Source organism: candidate division TA06 bacterium B3_TA06 (assembly GCA_005223075.1).
In the GTDB taxonomy this organism is placed as follows: domain Bacteria; phylum Hydrothermota; class Tepidihabitantia; order B3-TA06; family B3-TA06; genus B3-TA06.
The window spans coordinates 117,538-131,640 of the sequence record NJBO01000004.1 but is presented as its reverse complement, the minus strand read 5'-3'; the positions used below and the strand labels follow the sequence as shown (position 1 = coordinate 131,640).

General features: G+C 52.1%; 11 protein-coding genes. 3 read left to right on the top strand and 8 right to left on the bottom strand.

Translation table 11 applies throughout. The annotated features are described in order from the left end of the window. Positions 1 to 151: 151 nt before the first annotated feature. The 7 genes from CEE36_04065 to CEE36_04035 form a co-directional block, all read right to left on the bottom strand. Complete coding sequence (locus tag CEE36_04065; GenBank protein TKJ43518.1) at positions 152 to 1,276, bottom strand: hypothetical protein; 1,125 nt, start codon at positions 1,274 to 1,276, stop codon at positions 152 to 154. Then, a complete protein-coding gene (locus CEE36_04060) occupies positions 1,263 to 1,700 on the bottom strand; it encodes a two-component system response regulator (GenBank protein TKJ43517.1) in 438 nt (145 codons plus the stop codon). The genes CEE36_04065 and CEE36_04060 overlap by 14 nt, the downstream gene beginning before the upstream one ends. Continuing rightward, the gene (locus CEE36_04055) at positions 1,700 to 3,961 is read right to left on the bottom strand and encodes a hypothetical protein (GenBank protein ID TKJ43516.1); all 2,262 of its coding nucleotides are present in this window, start codon (positions 3,959 to 3,961) and stop codon (positions 1,700 to 1,702) included. Before CEE36_04055 ends, CEE36_04060 begins: the two co-directional genes overlap by 1 nt. A gap of 8 nt (positions 3,962 to 3,969) precedes the next feature. Further along, positions 3,970 to 4,407 carry a two-component system response regulator gene (locus CEE36_04050; GenBank protein TKJ43515.1) on the bottom strand — a complete coding sequence of 146 codons (438 nt, stop codon included), beginning with the start codon at positions 4,405 to 4,407 and terminating at the stop codon, positions 3,970 to 3,972. Further along, positions 4,404 to 6,929: a hypothetical protein gene (locus tag CEE36_04045; GenBank protein ID TKJ43514.1), complete on the bottom strand. Its 2,526-nt coding sequence runs from the start codon at positions 6,927 to 6,929 to the stop codon at positions 4,404 to 4,406. Before CEE36_04045 ends, CEE36_04050 begins: the two co-directional genes overlap by 4 nt. A 252-nt stretch (positions 6,930 to 7,181) precedes the next feature. Further along, on the bottom strand, positions 7,182 to 8,561 hold the full coding sequence (locus CEE36_04040) for a hypothetical protein (protein ID TKJ43513.1): 1,380 nt from the start codon (positions 8,559 to 8,561) through the stop codon (positions 7,182 to 7,184). A 128-nt stretch (positions 8,562 to 8,689) separates the two neighbouring features. Continuing rightward, the gene (locus CEE36_04035) at positions 8,690 to 9,631 is read right to left on the bottom strand and encodes a hypothetical protein (GenBank protein ID TKJ43512.1); all 942 of its coding nucleotides are present in this window, start codon (positions 9,629 to 9,631) and stop codon (positions 8,690 to 8,692) included. Between the two features lie 187 nt (positions 9,632 to 9,818). Between CEE36_04035 and CEE36_04030 the strand changes: the two genes are divergently transcribed. Next, positions 9,819 to 10,220 carry a hypothetical protein gene (locus tag CEE36_04030; GenBank protein ID TKJ43511.1) on the top strand — a complete coding sequence of 134 codons (402 nt, stop codon included), beginning with the start codon at positions 9,819 to 9,821 and terminating at the stop codon, positions 10,218 to 10,220. Positions 10,221 to 10,291: 71 nt separating this feature from the next. On the opposite strand, the gene CEE36_04025 is transcribed toward CEE36_04030, so the two are convergent. Further along, positions 10,292 to 11,584: a hypothetical protein gene (locus CEE36_04025; protein ID TKJ43510.1), complete on the bottom strand. Its 1,293-nt coding sequence runs from the start codon at positions 11,582 to 11,584 to the stop codon at positions 10,292 to 10,294. A 254-nt stretch (positions 11,585 to 11,838) separates the two neighbouring features. Between CEE36_04025 and CEE36_04020 the strand changes: the two genes are divergently transcribed. Further along, positions 11,839 to 13,353: a response regulator gene (locus tag CEE36_04020; GenBank protein TKJ43509.1), complete on the top strand. Its 1,515-nt coding sequence runs from the start codon at positions 11,839 to 11,841 to the stop codon at positions 13,351 to 13,353. A gap of 15 nt (positions 13,354 to 13,368) precedes the next feature. Further along, positions 13,369 to 14,103: a hypothetical protein gene (locus tag CEE36_04015; protein TKJ43508.1), complete on the top strand. Its 735-nt coding sequence runs from the start codon at positions 13,369 to 13,371 to the stop codon at positions 14,101 to 14,103.

The following is a 14,103-nucleotide window of genomic DNA, read 5'->3' as shown; positions in this document are numbered from 1 at the left end:
AATCGAGTCGACCTATCCTGAAAAATCGAAGCCAAGTCCCCCCTCTTGCAATGATACCTTATTATAGGCAATCTTAGACGGGTGTCAAGACAGACCGCGCATTAAATTGCAAATATGCGAAACTTAAACGTGGGTTCCGCGGTTAGCTGAACTAGGCTCGCCCGGCCAACGGAAGGTGGATAGTGAACGCAGTACCTTTGCCGACCTCGCTTTCCACATCTATTGTGCCGTTAAGGGATTCTACAATCGTCTTCACTATATAAAGCCCCAGGCCGATCCCCTTGGGGCTCTCGTCCAGGGTGCTGCGTTTGTATTTGTCGAAGATGTAAGGCAGGAGGTCAGGTGCGATCCCTGTGCCCTGGTCCTTAACGAGAACCCTGATCTCCTGAGCATTGACCTGGCTTACGATACGTACCTCATCTCCTGTAGAGGTGAACTTCAAGGCGTTTCCTACAAGGTTGGTGAATACGCGGAACATCTGGGTCGGGTTGCACTCAATAAGCGGTACGTGGGGGCTGAGCTCTACCTCTAGCCGAACCCCCTTGTTGTCCGCATGAAGCTTGTTCATGTTGAAGACCCGTAGAAGCACGTCGTTGATGTTAACCGACTCCCTGGTTTGCTCAAGCTTGCCCGCTTCAATCTTGGAGACAAGAAGGAAGTTTTCAACAAGACCGAGCATATCCTTGGAGGCACCCTCAATAAGGGTCACCATTTGCTTCTGACGCTCCTCGAAACCCTCTGCCTGGCTTAGGAACTCGGCTGCGGAGATAATAGTTGAGAGCGGATTCTTTAAGTCATGGGTAAGCATGGCGATGAAGTCCGCCCGCATCTGCTCGATCTGCTCACGTTCCATACGAAGATTGTATTGATCGATCGCCTGGCTGATCGTGGCAGGGAGCTGGGCGAGATGACTCATGTCTGACATCTTGGTAAGGTAATCATACGCTCCAAGCTTCATGGCGGCAACCGCGATCTTCTCGCTCCCCTGACCGGTGAGGAAGATAACAGGGGTATCCACCCCTCTAGCGTGAATCTCCTTGAGAAACTGCAGCCCGTCCATATCAATCAAAAGGAAGTCCAGAAGGATCACATCAAAGGTCTGCGCTTCAAGGTGCTTCAGGCCGTCGGCACCCCTGGCCGCGGTAACAACAGCATAGTCGAGTTCGCGCTGTTTTACCATCCGGTGAAACGCCCACTGGTCGTACTCGTTGTCCTCGACCAGAAGCAGGCGGACCGTCGGCGTTTGACCGCTCATATGAGCATCAGGGCAGCTCATTAAGTTCCCAGTAAAGGTTGATGGTTGCTATGGCATCCACGAACTTGTTGAAGTCTACCGGCTTAATGATGTAGGAGTTTACACCCAGGTTGTAGCTTTCGATCTTGTCCTGATCCCTTTTGGATGTAGTAAGCATCACTATAGGGATCACTTTATACTCTGGATCGCTCTTTAACCTTCTAAGAACCTCGATTCCGTTCATCTTAGGCATGTTGATGTCCAGAAGGATCAATCCCGGTCGAGGGGCCGAGGCGGGATCTGAATACTGGTTCCGGTGGTATACAAAGTCTAGGGACTCTTCGCCGTCACGAACCACATACAGGTGATTAGAGAGGTTATGCTTGGTGAATGCCCTTTTGGTTATGAGTATATCGTTCTCGTCATCCTCGACGAGAAGTATGTCTATAGGCTGTTTTTCAACCATCACGTGCTCCTTTCAGAGTTGGCTGCCTTATCGTCCTCCTCTCTTTGCACGGGCAACGTGAAGTGGAATATTGTACCCACTCCGAGATGAGATTCAACCCATATCCGCCCGTTGTGTTCTTCAATAACCCGTTTCACCATCGAAAGCCCCACACCCGTCCCTTCGTACGCGCCCCGCTGATGCAGGCGTTGGAATATCTTGAATATCCGTTCATAGTGGCGTTTCTCTATACCTATCCCGTTATCTGCGATCATGAACTCCCAGAACCCCATGGAGGTCTTGGCTGTGATACTTACCTGTTTGCGCGGTTTGTCGTTGAACTTAAGCCCGTTGGAGATAAGATTATAGAAGACCTCGATCATCTTGAAACGATCGCAAGGCACCAATGGAAGCGCGTCTGGATCGTAGACAACATCGGCGTTCTCGTCCAGATTGACTAACTTGATCGCCTCTTTAATCAAATCCCCTGCCGGGACACGCTCGAACACCCCCTCTGTTCTGCTAACCGCCGAGGTCGCAAGCAGGTCATCCAACAACCTCTCCATCCGCTTTGTCGCATCTATAAGCCTTGTGAGATAAAGCTGCCCCTCCCTGCCCAGTTTATCATGGTAGTCCACATAAAGGAACTGACTGAAACCGGAGATGGCGCGCAGCGGGGTCTTGAGGTCGTGGCTCGTCACGTAGATCATCTCCTCAAGCTCACGGGCAAAGGCGGCGGTCTTGCGGTTAGACTCCTTGAGTTCGGCTGTTCGTTGGCCAACGATTTGCTCGAGGTTCTCGTTGAGTTGCCGCAACTCCTCGCTGCGGCGACGGTTCTCCTGGAACATGAACCGCAGATCGTCGATCATCAGGTTCAAACCGACCAGAAGTTCCGTGAACTCGTCTTCCTCCTCCGGCAGCGGGATGTTCTTGCTGAAATCGCCCACCGAGACCTTCTCCATCGCCGGCGCAATGCGGGAAAGCCGGTCTGTGACCCTTTGCTTGTAGCGGGAGTGCACCTCCTCCAACTCCACTTTGGCACGCTCAAGCTCGGCGGTACGTTCGCCTACCTTACGCTCGAGGGTCTCGTTGAACTCTCTCAACTTCCTGAACAGGTAGCTGTTTGCAAATGCTCCGGCAGCCTGACGTGCGAAATGGGTAAAAAGCTGAAGATCGTGTTCTTCAAACTCCTCTTGTGAAGTGCGTAGGAGTGTCATAGCCCCCAAGAGCTCTCCTCTTGCAAGCAGTGGAACCGACAGAAGGCATGTTGGTAGATCCTTTCCACCGGGCACGCGGGGCGCTTTGGGGTCTTTATGGATATTATTGGCGATAATCGGCCTGCGTTCTGCCGCAGCACGGCCGGTAACTCCCTCGCCAAGAGGAACCTCGTAGGCCATTCGTTGTTCGTAGCTCTCCATTACCGTTGTTGCTATAGGAACCAGTTTCTCTGAGGAGCTATCGAATCTATAAAACGTGCATCCGTCAGAAGGGATCAGATCTTTTGCACGCTCAGATATAAGACGTCCAACCTCCTCCTCATCAAGGGTGGATGAAAGCTCGGTACTCGTCTTAAACAGGGCCCCCAGCTCCTCACTGCGGCGCTTGATCTCCTCCTCCGCCCGCTTGAGTTCGGTGATGTCGGTTAAAATAGCCATGGAAGCGTAAAACTTCCCCCCGGAATCATAGAGCGGAGCGGCCGTTACAAGCGTCCGATGACGCATCCCTTCTTTGTGAACCAAGGTCAACTCGTAGCGAGAGGTCTCTCCTTCCATTCGCCGAGCGGTCTGAGAGCGAAGAAGTTCTGTCTCTTCAGGAGGAACGAAATCAAACAGCGATCGCCCTACCAGCTCCTCCTGCGAGTAGCCCAACAGAGCGGAGACCGTAGGATTGGTGAAAAGGATAATATCGTCAGGATCATCAAGAATGATCCCTTCCTGAGCGGTGTTAACCAGTGTACGGTAGAGTTCCTCACTTTCAAGTTCCGGTTCAGAACGCAGCCTCTCCTCCCGTACTCGGAATGCCTCAATGAGTCGCCTAATCTCCCCGTCATTACTCACAAGTTCCATCAGGTGCGAGGCCGGGTAATCCTTGCCCGAGGAGATGAGCTCCAAGAGATCCTCAAGCTTATAGGCGGTACTACCCTGCGTCTTCTTCTTGCCCTTATCGGTCGCTGCCTTACCCGTAGAGAGCCGCTTTCTTCCCACATCGTTTTCTTTCCGCCTCGCGTCGGACCTCTTTGTATTCAGAGAGGCATGCTTTTCTCTATCGGCCTCGGCGGACAAAAAACCTCCTAATCGGGTAACTGGTTAAGACTCCAGTAAAGATTGATGGTGCTAATCGCCTCGATAAATTTATTGAACTCCACCGGTTTGACGATATAGGAGTTGACACCGAGGTTGTAGCTCTCGATCTTATCCTTCTCTCGGCGGGAGGCGGTAAGTATCACCACAGGAATATTCCGCTTCTCAGGGTCGCCTTTGAGATGACGAAGCACCTCAATGCCGCCCATCTTGGGTAGGGTAAGATCCAAAAGAATCAGTCCGGGGGTAGAAAGACTTTCGTCAGCGTAATCTCCCCGACGGTAGATAAAGTCCAACGCCTCCTCCCCGTCTCGCACCACGTAAAGCTGGTTGGTGATATGATAACGTGTAAAGGCGCGCTTGGTCATCAGAATATCGTTTTCATCGTCTTCAACCAAAAGTATGGGGATGCCCTCTGGTGAAGTCATAACTCCTCCTCATTGGTTTCGCGGTTTTTAGGAATCAAGAACCGGAAGGTGGTTCCTTTTCCCACAACGGATTCAACCCAGATACGTCCCTTGTGGTCCTGGATTATCTTTTTCACCAGCGCCAGCCCGACACCTGTACCGCTTCCATCGCTCGAAAGCCTCTGGAATATCTTGAAGATCTTCTCGAAGTAACGCTCATCTATCCCGGGCCCGTTATCCGACACGAAGAACTCCACCTCATCAACGTGGTCCTCGAACCCTATCGTGATCTCTGCGTGTTCCTTGTCGTTATACTCGACGGCGTTAGATATAAGATTTGCAAAAACCTGACCTATCCTTACTCGCTCGCAGATTATATGAGGCATGGGGCCTTCGACGCAAATGGAGACATTCTCTCCAGGAGCCAAGGTGCTGATGACCTCGTTGAGGAGTTCATCTATATCCGTCTCTTCGTAAGGCTCCTTGATCCGGCCCACCCGTGAGAGCTCTAAGAGATCGTCAATCAGACGCTCCATTCGCTTTGCGTTTTGAGACATGCGCTCCACATACATCTTGCCCTCCTCGGGCAGCATCGAACCGAAGTCCTCTACAAGGAACTGGCTGAAGCCGAGAACCGCCCTCAGGGGCGCCTTGAGGTCGTGACTCGCGGTGTATACGAAATCCTCAAGAGCCTCGTTTGACTTCTGAAGATCTGCGGTACGCTCGGCGACCCGGCGCTCGAGCACGGCATAGGCCTTGGCATTCTCTACCGCCGGTGCAGCCTGGTTGGCGACCAGTTGCAGGAGACGGAGATGCTTACGGGAGTATCGAATTTCAGGGTCAAAGGCCTGAACCGCCATTACCCCGATCACCTCGTTGCGGGCGATCATCGGGGCGCCAATCCAGGAGCGGGAAGCCTTGCCTATATGGTTTATCTCCATCTTTGAAAGCTCCACCTGACTGTCTCCCCGAACCACCTGTGGTTTTGCGCTCCGGATAACATACTCGGTCATCCCATGACCGGCCCTGCGTGTAGCCCATTCGCCTTCGCCTGTAGGTATGCGCTGGCCGTGCTCAATCGCGTAGGGGAAGCCCACCTCATCACGCTGTGGGTCGTAGAGGGCTATGTAGAAGTTCTCCCCGGCCATAAGACGCTTGATTTGCTCGTGGACAACCCTGTAAAGTTCCTCGATATCCAGGGTGGAACTGATAGCCCGGCTGATCTCGTTAAGCACCGAAAGCTCGGTTAAGCGATTCTCAAGCTCACGGTAGGCACGCGCGTTATCAATCACGCCTGAGGTCTGACTTGCAAGGGAGGTAAGGAACTCCTTGTGCCCTTCGTCGTAGGCCTCTTCCCTCTCAACGCTCTGCGCCGCCACCACACCTATAACCTCATTACGCACGATAAGCGGCACCCCCAGCCAGGAGCGGGCAGGCGTTCCTCGAATCACCACATCGAGATCCAACTCCTTGATGCGGTTTTCCAGATCGCGTTGGATCAGGAGAGGCTTACGGGTGCGAATTATGTACTCGGTCAAACCCTTCCCAAAGGGACGGATACGCGGCGGTGCCAGGAGGCCGTCCTGGATGTTAAACACGAACTCGATCTCAGCCCCTGCTCCAGCGTCCTCATCCGCCGGATGGTAAAGGGCAACGTAGAAGTGATCTGCAGGCATAACCCCGCGGGCCTGCTCGTAGACGATCTTGAGCTGCTCTTCCAGTTTAAGGGTCGAGCCCAGGGCACGTCCTACCTCGTTGAACGCCGCAAGCTCGGCAACTCTGCGCTCAAGCTCCTGGTATGCACGAGCATTTGCAACAGCACCCGCCGCCTGGTTGGCAATCGCCTCCAAAAGACGCTTATGGTCCTCGTCATAAATGTTTGGTTCACGCACGCTCTGGACCGATATAACACCCAACACCTTCTCGTGGGAGATCATTGGAACCCCAAGCCAGCACTGCGGCTCGTCACCCTTCAGCACCATATCTATCCCCAACCTACGGGTGACGCTCGTCACATCCTTTCTTATAAGCAGGGGCTTGAGGGTAGAGATAATATACTCGGTAAGTCCATTGCCGAACCTCCTCGGAGGTATATCTACGCGTTTTCCCTCATCTATAAACAGCGGAAACTCAATACTGGCAGACTTCTCGTCGTAGAGAGCTATGTAGAAGTTCTCAGTATCCATAATACGGCCGGTCTGATTATATATCACCTCGAGAAGCTCGCTCAACTGCAGGGTAGAGCCCAATGCACGGCCTATCTCGTTGAAGATAGAAAGCTCGGTGAAGCGGCGTTCCAGCTCAGCGGTCTTCTCCCGGTTCTCATCAAACATGAACCGCAGGTCATCGATCATCAGGTTGAGTCCCACCAGGAGTTCTGTGAACTCATCCTCTGCGCCCTGTGGGATATCAATCTTCTCGCTGAACTCGCCAAGCGAGACCTTCTGGATCACCGGAGCAATCAGAGCAAGCCTCTTGCGGACGTATTCCCGGTAATCCTCGCCGCTACCCGGCGCAACAGCCTTTTCCTTGTCTTCACTCATAGATGTATTCCTTGCATTATCTGCGTATACCTCTGATTAACCCCTCCACCTTATACTTAGCCAGCTTAAAAGAAGCATATCCGCGCCGCGCCCAATGTCAAGTCCTCCCTATCGGCATTACAAAAAAGGAGCGGGCAGAAGCCCGCTCTAAAGTTCTTGATTGACCTTTGCTCTATTCCGGTCTCAGCACACCTTCAACTTCACTAATACCGACCTCAGAGACCGTTTGGGGATTGAAAGCTCAAGGTTGGGCTATCTGAGTTCCCTCCAGTCTAAGATCTCGTATTTTCGATCAGCAGGGAGTGTCAGAGGTGAGCCAGAGTATGAAGTATGGGGCCTAACTGTTGGAGTCAATACAACCTCTGCACCACCTGGCACCATTCCTTTAACGCGAAGTATCAGGTCGCAGCTGTCGCCCAAAGTCATATCTTCGGGCCAGGGAGGGTCGCCGCCAACGATATTGATGTTGTCAAAGGCTGCCCACTTCGGGTCGATCTCTCCGATGAAGGTGGCATACATCCAGGAGACATGATTAGGTGGATAGCCACCATCCAATGCCATGCCTGGGTTGTCGTTAACCCGGTTCTCAACGGCAAAGAAGAAACTTCCCGAGTTAATCTCGATGTCCAGATCACTAACATCGAACCAGTTCCAGTCGCCTTGTACGGACGCTGAGACCGTTTTACGTCCCAACTCGACCGCGGGTTTCTCCCCTGGGCCGAAGAATACAAGGTCGCACTGTACGTTCCAGTTATCAGGATCATCCAACCAACCGATAGGGACGTAACAGGCCTGGGTAAGTTCAAAGGGATAGCTCGGAGGGGTAAACATTACGGCCATTCGATCCCCTGCATCCAGCTTGAACCCGAAGCCCACCATAGTAGCCTCATCTTCCTTTAGTTCTATCTCTTCTTGCGGGGCTTCCTCAAGGGTTGCATCAATGGTCGCAGTCTCATCCTCGTTCACCGTTACCGTTGTATCCCAGTCTTTGTAATCCTTCAACGTAAGTTTAACCGTGTACTCCCCAAGCGGTACTTCATCAAACAGGTAGTTCGTAACCTGGTCGGTGGCTGCGCCGTCGAGTTCAATCGCAGCGCCGTTCGGCTCAGAGTTCACCTGGATGGAACCTGTCTTTTTGGTAAGCTCCGCATCCACGGTCACGGTATCATCCTTGACGATGGTTACCGTGGTTTCCCAGTCCTCGTAAAGATCCAGGGTAAGCTTGAGCGTATGTGAACCGACAGCCAGGCTGTCAAAGAAGGCATTAGTAGTCTCACCGGTGGCTGTGCCGTCGAGTTCAATCGCAGCTCCTTCAGGGGTTGAGTTTACCTGAAGCGCACCGTAGGTTTTTGGCACTTCCTGTAAGGTGGCATTAACCTCGACCGTATCGCCTGCTTCGACGGTAACCGTGGTATCCCAATCCTCGTAGTCTTCAAGGGTGAGCTTGATAGTGTAGTCATCCGGATCAAGTTCGTCCAGGACGGTGTTAGTCTTCTCACCGGTGTCATCTCCGTCAAGGTAGATAGCCGCACCTTCAGGGGTGGATTTAACCTCGATAGCGCCGTTGGGTTTCGCACACACCACCAACCCCAGGATCACCACTGCCCCTAGTAAAAGCCATAGCTTCTTCATGACTCCTCCTTAGGTTGAGTCTTTTGAATATTACAAAAAGATTTCCGTAAGTCAAGCCCTCCTATAGCAAGTATCCGTAAATAAAAACAGCGGGCGCAAGGCCCGCTGCAAAAGGTTAGAGGTTAATTTCAGTCGATCAGGACAATCTTGGCTGTGCTTACGGTACTCGGGGTCTTGAGTTTGATGAAGTATGCGCCGCTCGGAAGTGCAGAGGCGTCCCAGGTAAGGGTGTGCTCGCCCGCATCGGCGTGACCGGTATAGAAGGTCTGAACCCGACGACCAAGAGCATCCCAGAGTGTAATCTCTACCTCTCCGGGCTCTGCGATCGAGTAGTTGATCGTGCTACCGGAAGCTACAATACTGGCCAGAGAAACAGAGGTCTCCACATCGGGCTTCAACTCAACTACGTTGCCGCTGACTACACCCAACACCCGCAGGATAACGTCTATGCTGTCCCCTATCATCCACTCCTCTCCCTGCAAGTAGACATTATCCAAAGGATACCACATCATTCCATCGAAATCTGCGTATATCCAGGAGACATGGTGCAAGGGCTTGGCGAAATCCAGAGCAAGGCCGGGATCTCTGTCAACTCGATTCTCAACAGCGAAGTAGAATTTACCCGAGTTTATCGTCATGTTCAAACCACTTACATCAAACACGTTCCAGTTGATTTCCTCATAAGGTGCAACCTTATCCAATCGTCCAATCTCAGAGGTTGGTTCTTCATCCGATCCGGAACTTGCGCCAAAGAATACAAGGTTGCATTCCTCTTTCCAGCTATCAGGCTCGCCTGACCAGCTAATCGGGACGAAGGCCGCCGCGATGATCTCAAAGGGATAGCTTGGAGGGGTGAGTCTCACCGCAAGTCTGTCGCCTGCATACAATGGTAGACCCCAGAGGCCTGAAGGATCGCCCTCATCTTCAGCCAGTTCTATGGTGTCGCCGGGCATCGCAAGATCGTGCAACTCAAAGGGTTTGTTTGTGGCCATGGGATTCAAGGACAGACCCACAGCCAGCATGGTTGCAAACGGCACGCACAGTGCCAATACAACTAAGACTTTCTTCATACATGTCCTCCTTGCTTAGGTTGTTGTAAAATAATAGGCCGATTCCAGGATTAGTCAAGCCTTTTGCAGCCCAATTGACGCCCCTGATTCCGATTCAAAAGCATCTCCAAAATAACCCCTGTGTTAGGTTGACACATCACTAATCAAGCCTATAATATTTGAGTAATCAAGAAATGGGGAAATGATAATGCTTCGTGCTATCAAGAGAAGAAGTGCAGTCCTTCTCGCGGCGTTGGTGCTGGGGGGATGTCTGTCCCCAGACCTCACCGTAAAAACGAGCGGCGAGTTCAAGGGGAGTTACGCGAGCTTTGATGGAACCTACAGCGGATCGCTGCAATTCGATTTCGAACAGGAAAACGAGGCCTTTGAGGCTGAGGGAATGCTCGTCATAAATGGTGATGTGATCGAGTTTGAGGGCCAAGGCACCCTTACCTCCAACCCGGCCGTGCTTGATCTTGACGTTACCGGAACCAACTTTACCATGCACATAGAGGGTGAGCTTAAGGAAAGCCATCTTACCGGCTCCTACACTTTCAACTCCGCAAGGTGGGGAAACGATTCGGGAAGCGTGGACCTGGATTTGAGCTGATCCAAGTTACAGACAGTATCTTCCCTGGTGAATTAAGAGACACGGAGCATCAATTGCTCGGCACCTACGATTTAAAGAGGGTTGGGAAAGTGAAGCCGAACTGATAGGCCGATCCTGTAAAGATTCTCCGAGTATTCATCATGATCATCGTTGATTTCCTGGTTCCAGAATGCGTATTCAAAGGAACCATTTATCACCGCTACTGAAGCGATCGGAATCCCCAATCCTGCAGTGATACCGGTCAAGGCCTTGGGGTCTTCGTCGTCTATATCCGTCATGGGGATCGATTCATGGTAGAAACCGGCACGGATCAAGACAGGCGTGATCAACTCCGCACCCAGGCGGAAAACCGACCCGTTCTCAATCTCCAAATCTTCGCCATCTATCTCTACATCGGAGAAGGGACGAGTCTGATACTCGGCAGCCAGGACCAGAATAGATGAGATCTTTGAACGAACGCCAACGGTAAAAATACCAGGGAGTTCAAACTTTACGTCATCCAGTTTCTCCTTGTCGTGGACCTCCAAGGTATCCCATTCGTCGTACGGGTCCCATGTGATCCATGTCCAATCAACATCTTCTTCATAGTCGTCCCATTTCCATTTGAATCCGGTACGGTAGGTGAGGGCAGCAGCGAACTCGGGAATAAACTCAGCGAAGACCCCGAACAGAACGAATGAACCTTCTGGGGAAATCTCCGTTTCGCTCTCGTAGTCCCAATAATCATAATAACCCGCAGTATCGCCCTGGCGCGAATCGTACATGCTTATGTCAGAGTACTTGTCCCTCATCTTGGTTATCCCACCGACATTAAGTGCCAATCCGACAGAGTACTTACCGAGGAATTGCACTGCCACAGCAGGTGATATTACATCCAGACCACCTGTCGCGGTCTCTTCTATCTGAGTCTCCCCCCAAATCAAATCCTCCCAACTCATCTCTCGCTTTGCCGTAAGATCAAGTTCCAAGTGATAGCCTATCGCCGGAACAACCTTAAGCTTATATTCTGGGACTTGAAACGGCATCGAGAAGGAAAGATGGGTAGGCGTAGGAAGGGGAAGATACTTGCCCTCGAACTTATCCTCAGACTCGTCCTCAGCTGCACCAAAGTAGAATCTTCCACCCAGTTGTGCTTCAATCATGTTCGATTCACCAAGTAGCGCCGGGTTGCAAAAGATTGCGTTGCTTCCAGTGACGGTTACCGAACCCGTGTTACCCATGGCAACGCTGCGAACATCAACCACTGACGGGGTAAATGGATTCCACCAGAAACCGAAAGACGCTGAACAGAAACCGAGAATGAGCACTACAACCACCATCGGGCAATCTTTCTTTTTTTCTTCAGGGAACTTATGAAAGCTCACTTTTACCTCCTTATTTGAGGTTTTTGTTTTTCTCCTTTGCCCCACCCTCCTCTAGCAGAACAAAGGGCATCCTGATTATTTAAGGAATCTATTATTTATTTTGGACGCCCAATTAAATGAGAATATACAAAATCCCTAACTTGTCAAGCCTGAGCCCTCGTATTTTTACTGCGATCTTTTCTCCTTCGGAGAATACAAAGCGACTTCGTGGGGTATTAAGCTTGACAGCTTGTTCATCCTGACTATGCTTGGGGATGCGTATTCTATGGATTGACGACGAGATAGAGTTACTTAAGCCCCACATATACAGCCTGAAGGAGCGCGGTTATGAGGTGGATACCGCCAACAACGGCCCGGATGGGTTAGAGCTTGTAAAGAAGCGGGACTACGACCTCGTGCTTTTAGACGAGATCATGCCGGGCATGGACGGGATCGAGACGCTTTCAGCCATCCGCGTCGAGAGCGAGGACGTTCTGGTAGCGATAGTCACCAAGAGCGAGGAGGAAGAACTCGTAGACTCAGCCTTTGCCAGGCTTGCCGACGATTTCATCATCAAACCTATAACTCCGACCCAGCTCGGCTCGGCCATAAAAAGGCTTCTGGAACGTAAGAGGCTTGTTCGTGACAATCTTAGCCGCGAGTACAGCCAGGAGCTCATGCGTGCCGAGATCCCCACCGATTGGGAGGGCTGGGTCCAGGCATATCGCCGCGATGTCCGGTGGGAGCTGCGCTTCAAGCGCTTCGGAGACGAGGGACTCAGGGATCTAGGTGACGAGCAGCGCGGCCAGATGCGCCGCGAGTTCAGCCTCTACATCGAAGAAAACTACCCGCGCTGGCTCAAGGAGGGTGGGGGACCTGGATTATCACCCCGTGTTCTCTCTCAGCACGTCTTCCCCCTCCTGCGCGAAGGTAAAGAGGTGGTGTTTCTGTTGTTTGATTGCATGCGGCTTGATCAGTTCCTCGTTATCCTTCCTTTCTTCAAGGAGTTCTTCGACTCACACCTCGAATATACCTGCTCGATCCTGCCGACGGCCACGCCTTACGCGCGCAACGCCATCTTTGCAGGGCTTTACCCGCAGGAGATAGCAGAACGATTCCCCCACTACTGGGTGTGGAACCAGCACGGACAAAACCGACACGAGAAAGAGCTTCTCAGCGAGTTTCTCAAAAGAGAGCGTGTATCGGCATCTATTATCTATAGGAAAGCATTTCGCGGCCAGGATGCATCCCGTGACGCCGAGTCAATCATCTCACGCAAGGAGAAGTTCCGTGTGTTCGTACTTAACTTCCTTGATGTGCTTATCCACTCGGTAAAACCGGATTCTTTGCTTGAAGAGCTTGCCCCTTCGGACTATGCACTTGTAGATGTGACCCGCTCATGGTTCGCCAACTCAATCTTCCCCCCTCTGCTTGAGACCCTGGCTGAACGCGGGGTGACGGTGGTGCTTACAACCGATCACGGGTTCCTTCGCGTTGCTCATCCAACCATAATCAAGGGCGGTAGAGAGATTTCTGCAAACCTGCGCTACAAGTACGGCCCTGCGCTTACCGTGAACCCAAAGGATGCTGTGTCGCTTTCTGACCCAAGGGTATACAAGCTGCCACGCTTTCCACGCCCCACCAACTTCGTGATCGCCAAGCGCGACTGCTACTTCATCTACCCAACCAAGCCCAAGGAGTACGAGGCCCAGTACAAGCACACCCTGCAGCACGGCGGCATCTCGCCAGAGGAGATGATCCTGCCCCTCGGGATATTCACCCCAAAATAATCAAGGAGACAGCGAATGCCCAATCATGAAAAGCTGGGGGTCTTCTTTGGCTGCACCACGGCCGGGGCCCCGCACTTGCTTAAGGGATTGGAGAATTTTCTTTCCAAAGCTAAGATCGAATACGTTCCGTTAGGTAAAGACCTGTGCTGCGGCGTTCCGTTGACGCTCGCAGGATACCACGACGAGGCAGCGGAGTACGTAAAGAAGGTTGCCGATAAACTCATCTCAACCGGGATAACGAAAATGGTCACCTCGTGCCCACACTGTTACATGATGTTTAAGAATGAATACCCTGAAGAGTTCGGAATCAAGCTGCCATTTAAGATAGTGCACTTCGTGGAGTTTGCGGACGAGCTTTTGAGAAAAGGTCAGATAAAGCTCAAAAACCGCAAAGATGTAAGAATTCTTTACCACGATCCCTGCGGTATCGGCAGGAGGGGACCGGGCCTGTATGATGAACCCCGACGAGTGCTGGAGGCCTGCGTACAGGTGATCGAGGCGGACCGTAATAGAGTGCTTGGCACCTGCTGCGGGGGAGGTGGTCTGCTGCGTGCATCCCTCCCTAAATTGGCGGTGGCCGCGGCAACCAGAAAGATTAAAGACGACGTCCTGCCTAAAGGGGTTGACACCATAGTCACCTCGTGTCCCTTCTGCACGTTGAACCTCGCAGACGGCGCTGCTGAAATCGAAGATAAGGAACTAAACGTTTTCGACCTACCCATGTTTCTAGCCGAACAGATGGAGGATTGA